The organism is Streptomyces sp. DS1-CR2, assembly GCF_055760475.1.
This window is the reverse complement of sequence record NZ_CM147085.1, coordinates 5,755,611-5,773,511: the sequence shown is the minus strand read 5'-3', so window position 1 is coordinate 5,773,511 and position 17,901 is coordinate 5,755,611. Positions and strand designations below refer to the sequence as shown.

The window sequence follows — 17,901 nt, the reverse complement described above, 5'->3', positions numbered from 1 at the left end:
ATCAGCGGCCCGTTGACGTACCGCTCCCGGCTTTCCGGGGGCCGGTAGCAGCCCCTGGAAAGCCGGGTTTCCCGGGTCAGCGCGGCTCGACCCGCAGCAGCGCCCGCTTGGGCTGGAGCGTGATCCCGATGCGGGCCGTGCTGTCCGTCTCCGCGACCGGAACCAGCCGCCAGCGGGGCGTCACCGTGGCCAGGATGATGGCCAGTTCGGCCATGCTGAAGTGATCGCCGGGGCACTTCCGGTTGCCGACACTGAACGGCATCATCGCGCTCTGCCGGCTTTCCGCGGCACGTTCCGGGAGCCAGCGGTCGGGGTCGAACTCCAGATGGTCCGGGAAGGACCGCGGATCGCGCTGCATCGCATACGGGCTGTAGACGATGTCCGCACCGGCCGGAATGTGATAGCCGCCGAGCTCGGTATCGACGGCGGCCTGCCGCGTCAATATCCATACGGCGGGCCGTATGCGCATAGCCTCCGTGATGACATTGCGGGTATGCACTAGGCCTTTGAGGTCGGCAAATGCAACGGGACGGCCACCCGTCACGGATTCAACCTCGTCGTGCAACCGGCTTTCCTGCCCGGGGTGTTCCGCTAGGAGCTGGAACGTCCACGTGAGGGTCGACGCCACATTCTCCGCGCCGGCCACGACGAGGGAGACGACTTGGTCGTGCACCTCCTGCTCGCCGACCGTTTCTCCATTCTCGTCCTCGGCCCCGAGCAATGCCGCGAGCAGGTCACCCGGATTGACGCCGGACGCGCGCCGCTCGGCAATGATCTCGTCCACCAGCCGATGCAAATCGGCCAACGCCCGCTCGAATCGGCGATTGGCCGGAAGTGGCAGCCGGTAGAAGGGTCCGACGGACAGGACCATGCGCCGGTACAGGCCGCTGAAGACCGTGTGCAGCGAGGAGCTGAGCCGGTCGGCGCGCTCGTCGACCGAGTCGACGTGCAGGACGGAGCGGGCGACGATCCGCACCGCGGTGCGGAACACCTCGGCGCCGATGTCGACCGTGTCGCCGGGGTTCCAGCGCGCCGCCATGGCGCGCGCCTCCTCCTCCATCACCCTCGCGTAGTCGGCGATCCGGTCGGTGCGGAACGCGGGCTGGATGGTGCGCCGCTGGCGCCGGTGCATGGGACCGTTGCTGGTCGCCACGCCCTTGCCGAGGAGCACTCCGAGCGTGTCCCAGAGGGGCCCGCCGACCACGTAGTCGGGGCTCTTGAGGAGCTCGGCCACGAGGTCGGGATCGCAGACCGCGTACGCCGTCTTCGGGCCGAGCCTGAGGCGGACCAGGTCGCCGTGGCCGCGCAGTGAGGCGACGAAGGCGAGGGGGTCGCGCACGAGGTTCCAGGCGTGCCCGAGGAGGGGCGCGCCGCCGCCGGCGTACGGCGGTGTGCGCCGCTCACCGGTCTGCTCACCGGGCTGCGTCACGGCCGGAACGGAGGATTCTGCCGATTCGACGGTCATTCGTCACCTGCCTGGTCGCTGATGTACGGAGGAGTGGCGCGGTCGTCCCAGCTGTCCACCTGATAGCGGCCCGACTCGTGGTGGAACCAGTACACGGAACTGAACCAGTTCCGCATATTGGAGACGCACGACCTGAGTGCCCGGGCGAGGCTCTCGCCCGCTAAAGTCCCGTCGGCCGCTTCGTTCGCCATCCGCAGAACTTCGGGCTCCGCGACCAAGAATTCGGAAATGCATCCGAGAACCCTTCGGCGCACTTCTTCCACGGCCTCTTCGATGGAAAGCCCCTCGTGCTGGATGAGGCTTATCCCGAGGTTGTGGAGTTCATCGCCCGCGAGTTCCTTGGGCAGTGAGCACAGGTCGTTGTACCAGGCGGCGAAATCCTGGCACGCGATCGCGGCACGCCGGTATGCGGGGCTTTCGAGCACCCATTGCGGGAGCTCGTACTGCGCGGTCGGCTCGAGGAGATCGAGCCATATCCAGTGCGCGAAGGTATTCCTTCGGAGTTCGATGTACTCCTCGACCGAAGGCACTGTTCCCGAGGTCCGGTTCCGGAATTCCTGGTCGTAGGCGTCGATCACCACGTGGAAGTGGCGGGCGAACCGGGCGTTCCATGAACGGGTGAGGGAGCCGTTCAGCCGGAGCACACTGTCGGCGAACGCCGCAACCAGAGGGTCCTTGTGGTGCAGATGGAGCTGAGGTGCCTCAAGTGCCGCGTGGAGCTGGACGGCGAGGCGTCGCCAGGCACCGGCCCGGCCGTGGATCACGTCGCGGTCGTGGCGGTCGTCCCAGACGAAGAACCACGCGCTGTAGTCGCAAATCGCGGAGAGGAGGTCGTCGGGGGATCCTATGTAGTAGCCCGCCATGAGGTCGGTGTAGCAAAGGCCATCGGCATATTTCTCCACCTTGTCGGGCGACATGAGCCGCTTTTGGAGCAGCCAGGACCGCGTCTTCTCCTGAAGCTTCGGCCAATACGGATGCAGGTTACGAGGAAACGCCTCCTCGATCACCGGTAGCGCCAGCGCCGGTGGGACCGCTGTCTGCGTCTGCACCCGAGTCCGTGAAGTCCTGTGTGAGAAAGCAGGCACGAACAAACCCCTCTCAGCCGCCTGATGGCGTGTGCGCCCCTGTGCTGTGCCGGGCGCGCGCCGTTGCGTATCCCCGCACTTTCTATTCAGCACTACAACTGACCGTTCTGGGAACGGATTTGCTCCCCTCACCACCCCCACGCGCCGGAAAAGTCCCCTTAGGTGACTGATTCTGGATCATCTGCGGCCGGTCCGGCTCGCACACCTGACCGGAGGGGTGGTCCGGGCCCCGAACACGCGAGCGGCGTCCGGCCAGTTGAGAACCTGGCCGGACGCCGCTCGGGTGTCACTCGGGTGCGCTCAGGCCCCAACAGGCCCTTCCCGCTCAGTCGTTGGAGACGACCTCGTAGCGCGGGGTGCCCTCGGCCATCTGCTTCATGGCGTCCTTGCGCTCGCGCTTGGAGAGGCGGTCGATGTACAGGTACCCGTACAGGTGGTCCGTCTCGTGCTGGAGGCAGCGCGCGAAGTAGCCCGTGCCGCGGACCTTGATCGGGTTGCCCTTCTCGTCCTGCCCGGTCACCACCGCGTAGTCGGGACGCGCGAGCGGCGCGTACGCCGTCGGCACGGACAGGCAGCCCTCGTTCGAGTCGTCGAGGCGTCGCTGGTCCGCGGGCAGCTCCTGGAGCACCGGGTTGCAGACCACGCCGGTGTGGCGCGCCCCGTCGTCGTCCGGGCAGTCGTAGACGAAGACCTTCAGGTCGACGCCGATCTGGTTGGCGGCGAGGCCCACGCCCTCCGCGGTGCGCTGGCTGGCGAACATGTCGTCGACCAGCTGCGCGAGCTCGTCGCCGAACTCGGTGACGTCCTTGCACTCCCTGTGCAGGACGGGGTTCCCGACGACGGTGATCGGCCGCGACGTGCCGCGCGCGACGGCGGCCTCCTCGCGGGCGGCGTTGTCCTCGGTGTCGAGGACGAAGCCCTCGTCGTCCACGGGGAGCACTCCGGCGTGCTCGTGCTCGGTGTCCTGCTGCGCCATGTCCGACGTACGCCTTCCGGTACCTGCTACGACAAATTTTCCGGGGTACAGCCTACGGGGACCGTTCAGCAGACCTCTTCAAGGTCCCGCCAGTCCCTGGAGTCCGGGCTGTCCGCGACCCAGCCGTCGAGCAGCCCCCGCACCAGCGCCGCGGGCGCCGCGACACCGCACTCGCGCTCGGGCACCCACAGCTGGCCGTCCGTGCGGTGGCCGAGCGGCCCCGGATGTCCGGGCTCGCTGTGGTCGTGCGGGTCCAGGTGCTCGCCGTCGCCCTCGTCGGACGGCATCCGCGACTCGGAGCACATCCGGCACAGCAGCCGCACGGAGGACGACCAGTCCTCGGCGGCGAAACCGGCGTCGGAGGCGAGCTGCTCCAGGGCGTCCCGGTCGGCCTCGGTCGCCGCCTCCAGGAGAACGACCCAGGTGGGGACGGGCGAGGGAGCCCACAGCTCGATCTCGTCGAAGACGGGGTACGAGTGCCCGGCGGCCGTCGTCCGCTCCCCGTGGGGCACGCCGTCGTGCAGCACGACCTCGCCCCAGCGCCGCCCGGAGGACGGCAGCGGGATGGACAGGACCTCCATGCGGGCGGGGTCGAGCCTGCGCCCCCAGACCACCTCGGCCTCGCCCTCCGGCGACAGCCGCACGGCGGCGCTGCCCAGGTCCATGCCGGTCGGCTCACCGGCGGCGGTCGCGCCGCCCGGCACCTTCAGTCCGTACGCCTGCCAGGCCCGCCGTGCGAGCGGCCAGTCCTGCAGGGCGGTGGCCGCGATGCCCACGTTCCACCAGTCGGGAGCGCCGCTCTCGCGGTCCAGGAGGGCGACCGCGCGCAGGCCCGCGGCCCGCGCCTGCTCCCAGTCGTGCCGGAACTTGTGCAGCAGCGCGAGGTTGAACCAGGACTCGGACAGCCACGGCTCGAGGTCGGCGGCCCGGGTCAGCAGGGCCCCGGCGTCCTCGTACCGGCCGTCGCCGATGAGCGTGAACGCCCGATCGGTGGCCTGCCGCCATGAGGCGGAGGGCCGGTGCCGTCCCTTGCCGAAGATCCTCACGATTCCCGCCTGCATTCCCGCCTGTCGGTCCGGGGGACGGTGCCCTCGGGAGGCCTTCCCCCAAGGAGCACGGCCGGGGCCTGAGCCCCCGGACATCCTCTTCTTCGCATCCAACCACGTACGGCCGCAGAGCCGCTCATTACCCATGGGTTACCCAGCCGGGGGCAGGGTCACCCCGCCCCTCGACACGACCCTGGCCAGGGATTCCACCACATCGGGCTGGTAGTCGCGCCCCGTGGCCAGACGCAGTCGCTCCAGGGCGGTGAGGGGGCCCTGGGGGCCTTCTCCCCGGGTCATCTCGTCGTATGCGTTGGCGGTGCGGACGATGCGCGCGGTGAGGGGCTGCTCGCGGTAGGGGTCGGCCTGGCGCTCGACGACGACGGCGACCTCGGCGTCCACGCCCGTCTGGCGCACGACGGCCCCGCCGAGCAGCGCGATCCGGCGCTGCTCCTGGGCGGGCAGGGCGGCGGTGGCGCCGTCGGCCACGGGGTCGACGAGGGACAGCTGCCCGATGTCGTGCATGAGGGCCGCGTACTCCAGGACGGTGAGGTCGGGCTCGGAGAGACCCAGCTCACGGCCCACGGCGCGGCTGAGCGCCGCGACGCGCAGGGCGTGGCCCTGGGGCGTGTAGCCGGCGATCTCGGTGGCGCGGGCCAGCGAGGCGATCGTCTGCCGGTACGTGGTCCGCACGGCGGCGTACCGGCGGAAGGCGAGCTGGGTCAGGAGGAGGGGCAGGCAGAAGACGGGCAGCGCCCACAGTCCGGCGACGGCCACGGCGAGGGCGATGACGGCGCCGGTGGCGCACACCGCGGAGCCGATGCCGCTCATGGCCCGCAGCTCGTCCCTGAGCAGCGGGCCGAACGGCCAGCCGGTACGGGCGTGCGCCATGGCCGCGGCGAGGACGGCGTCGCACAGCGCGGTCAGGACGAGCAGCCCGACGAGCAGCAGCGCGTAGGCCGCGCCGTCGCCGAGCCAGGCGCCGAACCTGCCCTCGTTGTACAGGGGTTGGAAGCAGACGGCGGCGAAGGCGACGGTGAGGACGCGCCGCGCCATGTGGTCGGTGGACGGCCCGCGCCCTGCCGCGAGATGCGGCACGGAGCCGACGAGCGCGGCCGCGACGCAGACGGCGACGACCTGGAGCGCTCCGTGATGCGTCGCCTGCCCCGCCGTCTCGCCGAGGAGTGCGTACGCGAGCGCGCCGGCGACCCCTAGTGGTGCGGGCTCCCGGTCCCTTCCGGGTGCCCCCCAGCGCGCGAGTTCGCCGACGGCGATGAGCACGCCGAAGGCGAGCGCCGTCCCGGGTTCCTTCAGCCCGTTCCAGAGGGTGGCGCCCAGACAGACGGCGGTGAGCACGACGGCGAGGCCCTGGACGGCCGCGATCGTGGTGCGCGCCCGGCCGCTCCCCGGACCCGGGGACCGCGTCCACGTCACCGCGAGGCCGCCCGCCGCGCGACGCGGGGCCCTGGCACCTGCCCGGCGGCCTCGTCCGCGGTCACGGCGGGGTTCCATCCGTGCCGCCCGAGCGCCCGCACCAGCGCCCCGACCATCTGTGGGTCGAACTGCGCGCCCGCGCACCGGGACAGCTCGGCGAGGGCGACGTCGACGGGCCGCGCCCGCGAGTAGGACCGGGTGGACGTCATCGCGTCGAACGCGTCCGCCACCGCCACCACCCGCGCGAACTCCGGGATCTGCGCCCCCGTGAGCCCGTAGGGGTACCCGCTGCCGTCCATCCGCTCGTGGTGATGCAGGATCGCCGCCCGCGCCTCCCCCAGGAACCCGATGCCGCGCACCATCTCGTGCCCGTACTCGGGGTGCAGCTCGATGATGCGCCGCTCCTCGGGGGTCAGCGGGCCGTCCTTGCGCAACAGGCGGGTGGGGACGCCGAGTTTGCCGACGTCGTGCAGGATCCCGGCGAACCGCAGGACCTCGGCGCGCTCGTCCGCCATGCCGAGTTCGCGGGCGATCATCATGGACGCCTGGCCGACCCGCTCGCTGTGGCCGCGCGTGTATCCGTCCTTGATGTCGACGGCCTGCACGAGGGCCCGGATCGTCTCCTGGTGGGCGGCGCGCTCGCGGTGGTACTGGGCGAACACCCAGCAGGAGATGTACATCGGCAGCAGCACGAGCAGCGCTGCGAACGGGCCGAACGGGCTGCGCCACAGGACGGCCATCATGAGGCCCGCGAGGCCGTGCACGGCGACGGGTCCGAGGGCGCTCGGGAAGAGGCCGCGCCAGGCGGCGCGCAGCGGGACGCGTTCGGCGGTGGCGAGGATGCCGCCGTCGAGCAGGGCGAGGACGGCGCAGAAGACGAGGACCGCCGCTCCGGCGGGCACGAGCGCGTACGGGAAGTGGGGCGCGGACACCGCAGCGGTGCCGCCGAGCGCTCCGTGGACGCGGGCGGCGGCCCAGGTGGCGAGGGCGAGCTGGGCGGCGCGCCAGACGCGGCGCAGGCCGGCCGGGCGCCGGTCCGTCCTCGCGACGAGCGCGCCGGGCACGGCGACGAGGGCGGCCGCCGCCGGCGGCAGGAGGAACGCTCCGGCGAGCAGGACGGGGAAGAAGGTGCCCATGCCCTTGGGTACGCGCCGCCCGATCACGCGGCACTGGCCCGCGTGTTCGCATCCTGTGTAGAGGACGGCGAGGAGTCCGACGGCGGGCCAGGGCGTGGCCGGGCCCGCGGCGGGGGCCAGGCACGCGAGGGCGCCGCCGACCGCGCACAGGACATAGCCGAGGGCCACCGGCGGAACCGTGCGCATACCGACTCGCATACCGACCCCCCTCCCCGTGATCCCGCTTCAGGTTCCGGAGAATAGAGCGGTGGGGAGGGCGCGCGGGCGGCATCGCGAGGATTCCCCGGGCCACCCGACGGCGGATTAGCACATTCGGGTGACGGGGGCGGAGAACGCGGAGCGGGGAAGCCGGCCGGGAACGGCGGGAAACGGCGGCGGGACGTGACGTATCGCCGTCACGCCCCGCTCATCACCGCTCGGCCCCAGGGTCTTTCGTTCGGATCAGGCTTCCCGCAGCTTGGGGGCCGACGCCGTCACGTCCTGGTCGGGCACGGCCTGCCCCGACCGGATGAGGTCGATGCGGCCCATGACCTTCGACCGCAGGTCGCTCGGTACGTCGTCCTGGCCGCAGCACCGCTTGACCAGTTTCTTCACGGCCTGCTCGAGGCCGTACTTCTCGAGGCACGGAGAGCACTCCTCGAAGTGCGTCTCGAACTTCGTGCAGTCACTGTCCGGCATCTCGTGATCGAGGAACTCGTAGAGATGGTCGAGGACTTCACTGCAGTCTGTCTCGTGGTGCTCGCCGCAGCTCATGAGCCCGAGCCTTTCGCTTCGTTCGACTCCCCGGCGCCGGCCGGGACCAGTCCGCGGTCGCGGGCGTAGTCCTCGAGCATTCCGCGCAGCTGGCGACGGCCTCGGTGGAGCCGGGACATCACCGTCCCGATGGGTGTCCCCATGATGTCCGCGATCTCCTTGTACGCAAAGCCCTCTACGTCGGCGAGATAGACCGCGATGCGGAACTCCTCGGGGATCGCCTGGAGCGCCGACTTCACGTCCGAGTCGGGCAGGTGGTCGAGCGCCTGCGACTCGGCGGAACGCAGGCCGGTCGACATGTGCGACTCGGCGCGCGCCAGCTGCCAGTCCTCGATCTCCTCGGCGGCACTGCGCTGGGGCTCGCGCTGCTTCTTGCGGTACGAGTTGATGAAGGTGTTCGTGAGGATGCGGTACAGCCACGCCTTGAGGTTCGTGCCCTCGCGGAACTGGTGGAACGACGCGTACGCCTTCGCGTAGGTCTCCTGCACCAGGTCCTCGGCATCCGCCGGGTTGCGCGTCATGCGCAGCGCGGCCGAGTACATCTGGTCGAGGAACGTGAGCGCGTCGCGCTCGAAGCGCAGGCTGCGCTCCGCGGCGGTCTCCTCGGGCTCTTCCGCCTGGCCGTGTTCGGTCCCTGCGTCGGTGCCAGTGACCGGACCCACCTCCTCCAACGACGTGGCGGGGCCGAAGGGGACCCCACTCGAATCGGAGAATAGACGACCCTCGGCCTCAGCGGCCTGGCGATCGGGTCCGCCCGCCGTCCGAATGGGGGCGGTCTTCGCCGCGTGCAGCACGCTCCACTCCAGGTCAGCGGCGCTGCTGCGGCTCGGGCAGATGGTCGAACCCATGCGGCGGACTTCCTCTCGTAAGCACTCGTGACAACGCGTGACTTCTCGCACGTCTTCGACAGCACTCTCGTACTGTCTGTTCCCAACAACAGACGCCCGGGCCGCAACATTCCCGGGCGTTACGCGAGTGATCCGGCCCACTTCACGACGGCGTCCACGATGAGTGCCACGGCCTCGTCCTGGCCGATGTCCGCCCGCTTCGGCACCGCGAACCCGTGATCCCCGTAAGGGATTTCGACGAGCTCGTACGCGGTGGATCCGGGGAATTCGGCGGGCTTGCCGAAGGGGTCGTTGCCGCCCTGGACGACGAGGGCGGGGACCCCGGCGCCGAGGAGTTCGTCGGCGCGGGACTTCTCGGGGCGGCCCGGCGGGTGGAGCGGGAAGCTCAGGGCGAGGACGGCGGCCGCGCCGAGTTCCCGCGCCGTGCGGCACGCCACGCGCGCGCCCGCGCTGCGCCCGCCCGAGACGACCGGGAGCCCCGGCTTCTCCAGGGCGGGCCACACCCCGCGCCAGCCGACGTCCAGGGTCTTCGGCGCGGGCGCCACCTTCTTGCCGGCCACCCGCCACGGCTGCTCGACGAGGGCGACGGTCACTCCGTGTGCGGGCAGCTCGGCGGCGACGGCCTTCAGGTCACGCGCCTCGATGCCGCCGCCGGCGCCATGGCTGAGGGCCAGGACGAGGCGGGCCTTCTTCGCGGGGGCCGGGTGCCAGGTGATGCGGGCCTCACCTGCCCCGGTCTCGACGGTCTCGGTCTTCGCGGCGCGCCCGTCGGCGCTCGTGGTCGTGTTCTTGGTCGTGTTCTTGGTCACGTTCTTGGTCACGTCAGAAGAGTGTGCCCTCCTCGGGCCCTTCCAGCTCCTTGAGCAGCTCCGGCCCGTTGTTGCGCACGTTGCTGACCGAGGTCGAGACGGGGTAGGCCCGCATCAGGCCCTCCGGCGGCGGCGCGAGCAGCGACTTCAGATCGTCGACGTCGGTGCGCCCCGGGTCGAGCCAGGCGTCCCAGCGGTCCGGCGTGAGCATGAGCGGCATGCGGGGGTGGATGTCGCAGAGCGAGTGGGGCCCCTCTTCGGGGGCGACGGCGAGCGGCGCGGTCTCCGCCTCGGTGGTGATGACCGTGCAGGTCACCCACCAGGCGAGCGGGTGCTCGTCGGGCAGGGTGCGGTCGCGCCAGAACTCGTACAGGCCCGCCATCGCGAAGACGGAGCCGTCGGCGGGCGTGACGAAGTAGGGCTGCTTGCGCGGCCGCTTCTTCTTGCCCTCGACCTCCAGGTCGCGCTCGCCGACGCCGGTGACCCACTCGTAGTAGCCGTCGGCGGGCAGGATGCAGCGGCGGCTCGTGAAGGCGCGGCGGTACGAGGGCTTCTCGGACACCGTCTCGGCGCGGGCGTTGATCATCCGGGCGCCGCCCTCGGGGGTCTTCGACCACGACGGCACGAGGCCCCACTTGAGCGTGCGCAGCTGGCGAACCGGATTCCGGTCGGCGGCGTCCTTCACAGGGCGGTCGAGGACCGCGTAGACCTCCTTGGTCGGGGCCACGTTGAAGTCGGGCGCGAGGGTCTCCTCGGGCTCCCTCCCCCAAGCTCTCGACTCCGCTCGAGCAGGGGGGACCCCCATCTCGATGCCAAAGATGACTGCGAGATCCTCGGGCCTACGACTCGATGCATACCGTCCGCACATACGTGCCACAGTGCCAGATACTGGCCCGCCAGAGGGAGCCGCTCCAGCCATGTACGTCACCGCGAGTAGCGGCGCCGCCGACCTGTGGGACCGGGTCTTCGGCAGCCAGTCCGACCCCGATCAGTGGGTGGTGTTCGCCACAGCGGCGGCCGCGCTCGCCGTGATCGTCCCGCACAACATATGGCGGCTCTCCCGCAACGCGATCACCATCGCCCACGAGGGCGGGCACGGCATCGTGGCCCTGCTCAGCGGGCGCCGTCTCGACGGCATCAGGCTGCACTCGGACACCAGCGGCCTCACGGTCAGCCGTGGCAGGCCGTCGGGCCTGGGCATGATCCTGACCGCGGCCGCCGGCTACACCGCTCCCCCGCTCCTCGGCCTCGGCGGCGCGGCGCTGCTAGCCGCCGGCCACATCACGGCCCTCCTGTGGCTGGCCACGGCCCTGCTCCTGGCGCTGCTCGTGATGATCAGGAACGCGTACGGCGCGCTGTCCGTGATCCTGACCGGCGGCCTCTTCGTGCTCGTGTCCTGGCTGGCGGGACCGCAGGTGCAGGCCGCGTTCGCCTACGTCGTCGTGTGGTTCCTGCTGCTGGGCGGCGTGCGGCCCGCGTTCGAGCTGCAGAGCAAGCGCAGGCGGGGCGGGGCCGGGGACTCCGACGCGGACCAGCTGTCGCGGCTCACGCACGTGCCGGCGGGAATGTGGCTGTTCTTCTTCCACGCCGTCTCACTGTGCTCGCTGCTCGGCGGGGGCCGCTGGCTGCTCGGACTGTGACCCCTTGCTCGGCGGGGCGGGGGCTCGTGATCCGGCCCGATCGCCTGAGCCCACTAAAGTAAAGGCATGACCGAAATCCCCGCGCACACCACTCTCTGGCCCGCCCCCCACGCGAGCGGCCCCGTCTTCGCGACGGTCCATGTGCCGGGGTCGAAGTCGGTCACCAACCGCGCGCTCGTCCTGGCCGCGCTCGCCGCCGAGCCCGGCTGGCTGCGCCGCCCGCTGCGCTCGCGCGACACGCTCCTGATGGCGGCCGCCCTGCGCGCCATGGGCGTCGGCATCGAGGAGGGCGTGGGTCCGGACGGTTCCGGCGAGGCCTGGCGCGTCATCCCTTCGGGGCTGCGCGGCCCGGCCACGGTCGACGTGGGCAACGCCGGTACGGTGATGCGCTTCCTGCCCCCGGTCGCGGCGCTCGCCGACGGACCGGTGCGCTTCGACGGCGACCCCCGTTCGTACGAGCGGCCGCTGAACGGCGTGATCGACGCGCTGCGCGTGCTCGGCGCCCGGATCGACGACGACAGCCGCGGCTCGCTGCCGATGACCGTGCACGGCACCGGCGCCCTCGACGGCGGCCTGGTCGAGATCGACGCGTCCTCCTCGTCGCAGTTCGTCAGCGCCCTCCTGCTGTCCGCGCCGCGCTTCAACCAGGGGGTCGAGGTGCGTCACATCGGCGGCCCGCTGCCCTCGATGCCGCACATCCGGATGACCGTCGACATGCTGCGCACAGTCGGCGCCCAGGTCGACACCCCGGAGTCCGGCGGCGAGCCGAACGTCTGGCGCGTCACCTCGGGCGCCCTGCTCGGCCGCGACCTGACGGTGGAGCCCGATCTGTCGAACGCCCAGCCGTTCCTGGCCGCGGCCCTCGTCACCGGCGGCAAGGTCACCGTCCCCGACTGGCCGGAGCGCACGACGCAGCCCGGCGACCGGCTGCGCGAGATCTTCACGCTGATGGGCGGCTCCTGCGAACTGACCGGGCAGGGCCTTGAGTTCACCGGATCCGGCGCGATCCACGGCATCGACGTGGACCTGAGCGAGGTCGGCGAGCTGACGCCCGGCATCGCGGCCGTCGCGGCCCTCGCCGACTCCCCCTCCACGCTCCGGGGCGTGGCGCACCTGCGCCTGCACGAGACGGACCGCCTGGCCGCGCTCACCAAGGAGATCAACGAACTCGGCGGCGACGTCACCGAGACCGCCGACGGCCTGCACATCCGGCCGCGCCCTCTGCACGGCGGGATCTTCCACACGTACGACGACCACCGCATGGCCACCGCGGGCGCGATCATCGGCCTCGCCGTGCCGGGCGTGGAGATCGAGAACGTGGGGACGACCGCCAAGACTCTGCCCGACTTCCCCGACCTCTGGGCCGGGATGCTGGGGAACTGACGGGCGGATCGAGATCATGCGCCGTTACGGCAAGAACCCCGACGAGGACGACATCCGCGTCCGCCCCAACCGCAAGGGCAACCGCCCGCGCACGAACATCCGCCCCAAGCACGAGGACGCCGCCGACGGCATGGTCCTGACCGTGGACCGGGGCCGCCTCACCGTCCTCATCGACGACATCCCGGTCACCGCGATGAAGGCCCGCGAGCTGGGCCGCAAGGCGGCCGTCGTCGGCGACCAGGTCTCCGTCGTCGGGGATCTGTCCGGCAAGAAGGACACCCTCGCCCGAATCGTCCGCATCGGGGAGCGCACCTCCGTCCTGCGCCGCACGGCCGACGACGACGACCCGTACGAGCGTGTGGTCGTCGCCAACGCGGACCAGCTCGCCATAGTCACCGCCCTCGCGGACCCCGAGCCGCGCCCCCGCATGATCGACCGCTGCCTCGTCGCCGCGTACGACAGCGGCCTCGACCCGCTCCTCGTCCTGACCAAGTCGGACCTCGACCCGCCGGACAAACTCCTGGAGATGTACGGGGCGTTGGGCGTCCCCTACGTCGTCACCAGCCGGGACGAGCTGGAGAGCGGGGCCGCGGTCGCGCGGGTGCGCGAGCAGCTCGACGGCAAGATCACGGTGTTCGTCGGTCACTCCGGCGTCGGCAAGACGACGCTGGTGAACGCGCTGGTGCCGAAGGGCAGCCGGCGTACGACGGGCCATGTCAACGCGGTCACGGGCCGCGGCCGGCACACCACGACGTCCGCGCTCGCGCTGCCGCTGCCCGACGACAGCGGCTGGGTGATCGACACCCCGGGCGTGCGCTCCTTCGGTCTGCACTACGTCGACCCGTCGCGCGTCATCCACGCCTTCCCCGACCTGGAGCCGGGCACGGAGAACTGTCCGCGCGCGTGCAGCCACGACGAGCCGGACTGCGCGCTCGACGAGTGGGTCACTCAGGGACATGCCGATCCCGCGCGTCTGTACTCCCTGCGGAGGCTGCTCGCCACGAGGGAGCGACGCGAGGGCGACTGACCTCAGCGTTGTTTGCGACCGCGCCTCGACGGTAAGTGCATACTCGCACCAAGCCGGACGCAAGATCGAAACCGTACGAAGCGGTCACGGAAGTCGAAGATGATGGAGGCAAGCACATGGCGTGGCTGCTGGTCATCGTGGCGGGGATTCTCGAGACCGGCTTCGCGGTCTGCCTGAAGCTCTCGCACGGCTTCACCCGGCTCTGGCCGACGATCGCGTTCGCGTGCTTCGCCCTCGGCAGCTTCGGCCTCCTCACGCTCGCGCTGCGCAAGCTCGACGTGGGCCCCGCGTACGCGGTGTGGACGGGCATCGGCGCGGCGGGCACCGCGATCTACGGCATGGTCTTCCTCGACGACCTGGTCTCCACCCTCAAGCTCGTCTCGATCTCGTTCGTGATCGTCGGTGTGATCGGGCTTCAGCTGTCGGGCTCGGCGCACTGAGCCGTCAGCAGCTGCCTCGTACCGTCAACTCGGCTTCTCCGATGGGCCGTTCACGTCAGATGACGGCGGCGCCCGTCCTGCGGTGCGTCAGCGCGTCCCGTACGAGGCGCGCGACGCCGCCGTCGGCCTCGGGGGCGAGCAGACAGGACAGGGCGAGCCGGACGGCCAGGTCGCAGTCGCGGGCCAGATGGTCCGCCTCCGCCCGCGGCCGCCCCGCCGAACGGAACGCGGCCGCGGCCCGCTCGCGGACCAGCTTCACCAGGTCGCCGGGCCCGGGGAGCGGCCCATCGGCCCGGCGCTGCGCGGGCACGGTGGACGACGAGGGCACCCCCGTGAGCGCCGGGGCCGGCAGCCGCTCGCCCCAGCAGCCGGTGAGCACGGCCCGTACGAGCGCGCTGGAGCCGGCCGCGGTGACGGTCCACTCGGCGACGGCCTCGATCCCGGCCTCCCTCAGGGCCCGGTCGACGCCCGCCAGATAGGCGTCGGCCTCGCGCCGGACCAGGGCCCGCGCGAGCCCGTCCTTGCTGCCGAACTCGTTGTAGAGGGTCTGCCGGGACACCCCGGCGACGGCCGCCACGTCGATCATCCGCACCAGGGGCCAGGGTCGCCCGGCCAGCGCCGTACCGGCCGCGTCCAGCAAGGACTCCCGCGCTGTGGGCATCGTCGCCTCCCCACGCCGTAGCGGCTCAACCGCCAGGGTTGACGCGCCCGCGTGCCCTGTCAATAGCCCGCGTGGACCGCCGGGCCCGGCGCCCTGTGGCCCCGGACCGACCTCGATCGATACTGTTCATCCATGCCCGACTATCACGATGATCTGCGTCTTGCCCACGTCCTCGCGGACGCCGCCGACGCCGCGACCATGGACCGGTTCAAGGCCCTCGACCTGAAGGTCGAGACCAAGCCGGACATGACGCCGGTGAGCGAGGCCGACAAGGCCGCGGAGGAGCTCATCCGCGGTCAGCTGAAGCGGGCACGGCCGCGGGACGCGATCCTCGGCGAGGAGTACGGGATCGAGGGGACGGGCCCGCGCCGCTGGGTCATCGACCCGATCGACGGCACCAAGAACTACGTACGAGGCGTGCCGGTCTGGGCGACGCTCATCTCACTGATGGAGGCGGGCGAGGGCGGCTACCAGCCGGTGGTCGGCGTCGTCTCCGCGCCGGCTCTCGGCCGCCGCTGGTGGGCGGCGAAGGGCGCGGGCGCCTACACGGGCCGCAGCCTGACGTCGGCCTCGCGCCTGCACGTCTCCAAGGTCGGGCGCCTCGCGGACGCCTCCTTCGCGTACTCCTCGCTGAGCGGCTGGGAGGAGCAGGGCCGGCTCGACGGCTTCCTCGACCTCACGCGCGCGGTGTGGCGCACGCGCGGATACGGCGACTTCTGGCCGTACATGATGGTCGCCGAGGGCGCGGTCGACATGGCGGCGGAGCCCGAGCTCTCCCTGTGGGACATGGCGGCGAACGCGATCATCGTGACGGAGGCGGGCGGCGTCTTCACCGGCCTCGACGGGCGCCACGGCCCGCACAGCGGCAACGCGGCGGCGTCGAACGGCCTGCTCCACGGCGAGCTGCTGAGCTACCTGCAGACGTGAGCGTCGCGCCGCCACGGCGCGCGGAAGCTCCGTAGCGGCGCAACGGACCTTCCGCGCCCCCTTGTTGACGGACCGAACGGCTGCGACTCTGAGAGTTCCCCCACTTGTGAACTTGTGAATCCGTTCTCCAAGTCGGGACCGGAGGCAATCCTTCGGCATCCCGGAGGTCGCGGATTCACCAAGGAGGTGGCTCACGCCCATGCTCGTCCGCGACGCCATGAGCACGATGGTCCTCACCATCGGCCCCGCCCACACACTGCGCAGGTCGGCCCGGCTGATGTCCGAGCGCCGCGTCGGCGCGGCGGTCGTCCTCGACCCCGACACCTGCGGGATCGGCATTCTGACCGAGCGCGACATCCTCAACTCACTCGGCCTCGGCCAGAACCCGGACCACGAGATCGCCGGCACCCACACCACGACCGACGTCGTCTTCGCCGCCCCGGCGTGGACGCTCCAGGAGGCTGCCGAGGCCATGACGCACGGCGGCTTCCGGCATCTCATCGTGCTCGACGACCAGGAGCCGGTCGGCATCGTGTCGGTCCGCGACATCATCCGCTGCTGGGCCCCGGCCCGCCGCGCGTCGACGACGCTGGTGAGCTGATCCGCGTACGGCACCGCTGTGCGCGAACAACGCGAACAAGAGGGCCGGCCCCCGATGGGAGCCGGCCCTCTGCCTGCGTCAAGCGTCCCGGTCAGCCGCGAAGGGCCTGGACCGCGGCCTCGAGGCGCTTGCCGAAGTCACCGTCCGCCTGGCGGAAGTTGCCGATCGCGCGCTCGGCGATGTCGTCGCGGGAGACGCCCGCGATGTTGCCCGCGAGGTTCTCGATCAGACGGGCCTTCTCGTCCTCGGACATCAGGCGGTAGAGGTTGCCCGCCTGCACGAAGTCGTTGTCCTCGGCGTGCGAGGGGGCCTCGTGGTTGCCGGTGCCGCCGGTGACCGGTGTCGACACCCACAGCGGCCGGTCCGTCTGGAACGGGCCGCCGAAGGAGTTCGGCTCGTAGTTCTTCGCGCCCTTGTGGCGGCCGTCGTACAGGTAGCCGTCACGGGAGTTGGTACGCGCCCAAGTGGCGTGCGGGCGGTTCACCGGCAGGTGGTCGGCGTTGATACCGACGCGGTAGCGGTGCGCGTCCCCGTACGCGAAGAGGCGGCCCTGGAGCATCTTGTCGGGCGACGGGCCGATGCCCGGCACGAAGTGCGCCGGCGAGAAGATGCTCTGCTCGACCTCGGCGAAGATGTTCTCCGGGTTGCGGTTGAGCTCCAGCTTGCCGATCTCGATCGCCGGGTAGTCCTCGTGCGGCCACACCTTGGTGAGGTCGAACGGGTTGAAGCGGTAGGTCGCCGCGTCGGCCGCCGGCATGATCTGCACCTGCACGGTCCAGGACGGGAACTCGCCGCGTTCGATGGCCTCGCGCAGGTCGCGCTGGTGGGAGTCCGGGTCCTCACCGGCGAGCTTCGCGGCCTCGTCGGGGTTGAGGTTCTTGATCCCCTGGTCGGTCTTGAAGTGGTACTTGACCCAGAAGACCTCGCCGGCCTCGTTGTTCCACTGGTACGTGTGCGAGCCGTACCCGTTCATGTGGCGCAGCGTCGCCGGGATGCCGCGGTCGCCGAAGAGCCAGGTGACCTGGTGCGTCGACTCGGGGCTCAGGCCCCAGAAGTCCCACACATTGTCGGCCTCCTGCGAGCCCGTGTACGGGTCGCGCTTCTGCGTGTGGATGAAGTCGGGGAACTTGATGGCGTCCTTGATGAAGAACACCGGGGTGTTGTTGCCGACGAGGTCGTAGTTCCCCTCCTCGGTGTAGAACTTCAGCGCGAAGCCGCGGGGGTCACGCACGGCGTCCGCCGAGCCGAGGCTGCCCGCGACGGTGGAGAACCGAAGGAACGTCTCGGTCTGCTTGCCGACCTCGGAGAGGAACTTGGCCCGCGTCCACTGCGAGACGTCCCGGGTGAGCGTGAAGGTGCCGTACGCACCCGCGCCACGGGCGTGCACGATGCGCTCCGGAATGCGCTCGCGGTTGAAGTGCGCGAGCTTTTCCAGCAGCGCCTGGTCCTGGACGAGTACCGGGCCACCGACGCCCGCGGTTTCGCTGTTCTGGTTGTCGGCGACCGGCGCGCCGGCCTCCGTGGTGAGCGGTCCCTGCGACGTCACGTGCGCCTCCTGCCCCGGTGCGAGCACCGGCTCCACTGGAGCGGCTGTTGCCGCGCCCTCATCTGCTGCAAGTCCTGTCCCTTGGCCAAAGCCAGTTTCGATCCTACAATGGACATTGTCTAAGTCA

At 71.0% G+C, this 17,901-nt stretch carries 18 protein-coding genes; 6 read left to right on the top strand and 12 right to left on the bottom strand.

Annotated features, from left to right (window positions below; translation table 11 throughout):
* Positions 1-76: 76 nt before the first annotated feature.
* From ACY0PA_RS27650 to ACY0PA_RS27605, 10 genes are all read right to left on the bottom strand, one after another.
* The gene (locus ACY0PA_RS27650) at positions 77-1,465 is read right to left on the bottom strand and encodes a bifunctional albaflavenone monooxygenase/terpene synthase (RefSeq protein ID WP_473080294.1); all 1,389 of its coding nucleotides are present in this window, start codon (positions 1,463-1,465) and stop codon (positions 77-79) included.
* A complete protein-coding gene (gene cyc1, locus ACY0PA_RS27645; RefSeq protein ID WP_473080293.1) occupies positions 1,462-2,550 on the bottom strand; it encodes an epi-isozizaene synthase in 1,089 nt (362 codons plus the stop codon). The genes ACY0PA_RS27650 and cyc1 overlap by 4 nt, the downstream gene beginning before the upstream one ends.
* 325 nt (positions 2,551-2,875) lie before the next feature.
* Positions 2,876-3,526: a peptide deformylase gene (gene def, locus ACY0PA_RS27640; RefSeq protein ID WP_473080292.1), complete on the bottom strand. Its 651-nt coding sequence runs from the start codon at positions 3,524-3,526 to the stop codon at positions 2,876-2,878.
* 65 nt (positions 3,527-3,591) lie between these two features.
* The gene (locus ACY0PA_RS27635; RefSeq protein WP_100596001.1) at positions 3,592-4,572 is read right to left on the bottom strand and encodes a tetratricopeptide repeat protein; all 981 of its coding nucleotides are present in this window, start codon (positions 4,570-4,572) and stop codon (positions 3,592-3,594) included.
* Between the two features lie 150 nt (positions 4,573-4,722).
* Positions 4,723-6,081, bottom strand: coding sequence for an HD-GYP domain-containing protein (locus ACY0PA_RS27630; RefSeq protein ID WP_473080291.1), 1,359 nt, complete (start codon positions 6,079-6,081; stop codon positions 4,723-4,725).
* Positions 6,000-7,325 (bottom strand): HD-GYP domain-containing protein, encoded by a 1,326-nt coding sequence (locus ACY0PA_RS27625; protein ID WP_473080290.1) that lies wholly within the window; start codon positions 7,323-7,325, stop codon positions 6,000-6,002. Before ACY0PA_RS27625 ends, ACY0PA_RS27630 begins: the two co-directional genes overlap by 82 nt.
* Before the next feature lie 255 nt (positions 7,326-7,580).
* On the bottom strand, positions 7,581-7,892 hold the full coding sequence (gene rsrA / locus ACY0PA_RS27620; RefSeq protein ID WP_326774182.1) for a mycothiol system anti-sigma-R factor: 312 nt from the start codon (positions 7,890-7,892) through the stop codon (positions 7,581-7,583).
* On the bottom strand, positions 7,889-8,554 hold the full coding sequence (sigR, locus tag ACY0PA_RS27615) for an RNA polymerase sigma factor SigR (RefSeq protein WP_199841903.1): 666 nt from the start codon (positions 8,552-8,554) through the stop codon (positions 7,889-7,891). Before sigR ends, rsrA begins: the two co-directional genes overlap by 4 nt.
* A gap of 305 nt (positions 8,555-8,859) precedes the next feature.
* Complete coding sequence (locus ACY0PA_RS27610; RefSeq protein WP_473086451.1) at positions 8,860-9,456, bottom strand: alpha/beta hydrolase family protein; 597 nt, start codon at positions 9,454-9,456, stop codon at positions 8,860-8,862.
* Positions 9,457-9,562: 106 nt separating this feature from the next.
* Positions 9,563-10,417 (bottom strand): SOS response-associated peptidase, encoded by an 855-nt coding sequence (locus ACY0PA_RS27605; protein ID WP_473080289.1) that lies wholly within the window; start codon positions 10,415-10,417, stop codon positions 9,563-9,565.
* A gap of 49 nt (positions 10,418-10,466) precedes the next feature.
* Between ACY0PA_RS27605 and ACY0PA_RS27600 the strand changes: the two genes are divergently transcribed.
* The 4 genes from ACY0PA_RS27600 to ACY0PA_RS27585 all read left to right on the top strand — a co-directional run bounded on the left by ACY0PA_RS27600 (position 10,467) and on the right by ACY0PA_RS27585 (position 14,039).
* The gene (locus ACY0PA_RS27600) at positions 10,467-11,189 is read left to right on the top strand and encodes a M50 family metallopeptidase (RefSeq protein ID WP_473080288.1); all 723 of its coding nucleotides are present in this window, start codon (positions 10,467-10,469) and stop codon (positions 11,187-11,189) included.
* Positions 11,190-11,255: 66 nt separating this feature from the next.
* Complete coding sequence (gene aroA / locus ACY0PA_RS27595) at positions 11,256-12,572, top strand: 3-phosphoshikimate 1-carboxyvinyltransferase (protein ID WP_473080287.1); 1,317 nt, start codon at positions 11,256-11,258, stop codon at positions 12,570-12,572.
* Positions 12,573-12,588: 16 nt separating this feature from the next.
* Positions 12,589-13,599 (top strand): ribosome small subunit-dependent GTPase A, encoded by a 1,011-nt coding sequence (gene rsgA / locus ACY0PA_RS27590; protein ID WP_473080286.1) that lies wholly within the window; start codon positions 12,589-12,591, stop codon positions 13,597-13,599.
* A gap of 116 nt (positions 13,600-13,715) precedes the next feature.
* The gene (locus tag ACY0PA_RS27585) at positions 13,716-14,039 is read left to right on the top strand and encodes a DMT family transporter (protein WP_473080285.1); all 324 of its coding nucleotides are present in this window, start codon (positions 13,716-13,718) and stop codon (positions 14,037-14,039) included.
* A 55-nt stretch (positions 14,040-14,094) separates the two neighbouring features.
* On the opposite strand, the gene ACY0PA_RS27580 is transcribed toward ACY0PA_RS27585, so the two are convergent.
* Positions 14,095-14,700: a TetR/AcrR family transcriptional regulator gene (locus ACY0PA_RS27580; RefSeq protein WP_473080284.1), complete on the bottom strand. Its 606-nt coding sequence runs from the start codon at positions 14,698-14,700 to the stop codon at positions 14,095-14,097.
* A gap of 132 nt (positions 14,701-14,832) precedes the next feature.
* On the opposite strand from ACY0PA_RS27580, the gene hisN reads away from it, so the two are divergent.
* Positions 14,833-15,627, top strand: coding sequence for a histidinol-phosphatase (gene hisN / locus ACY0PA_RS27575; protein WP_100595971.1), 795 nt, complete (start codon positions 14,833-14,835; stop codon positions 15,625-15,627).
* A 199-nt stretch (positions 15,628-15,826) separates the two neighbouring features.
* Positions 15,827-16,228: a CBS domain-containing protein gene (locus ACY0PA_RS27570; RefSeq protein WP_473080283.1), complete on the top strand. Its 402-nt coding sequence runs from the start codon at positions 15,827-15,829 to the stop codon at positions 16,226-16,228.
* Positions 16,229-16,319: 91 nt separating this feature from the next.
* Here ACY0PA_RS27570 and ACY0PA_RS27565 read toward each other — a convergent pair whose 3' ends face one another.
* Positions 16,320-17,801 carry a catalase gene (locus ACY0PA_RS27565; protein ID WP_473080282.1) on the bottom strand — a complete coding sequence of 494 codons (1,482 nt, stop codon included), beginning with the start codon at positions 17,799-17,801 and terminating at the stop codon, positions 16,320-16,322.
* Positions 17,802-17,901: the final 100 nt, after the last annotated feature.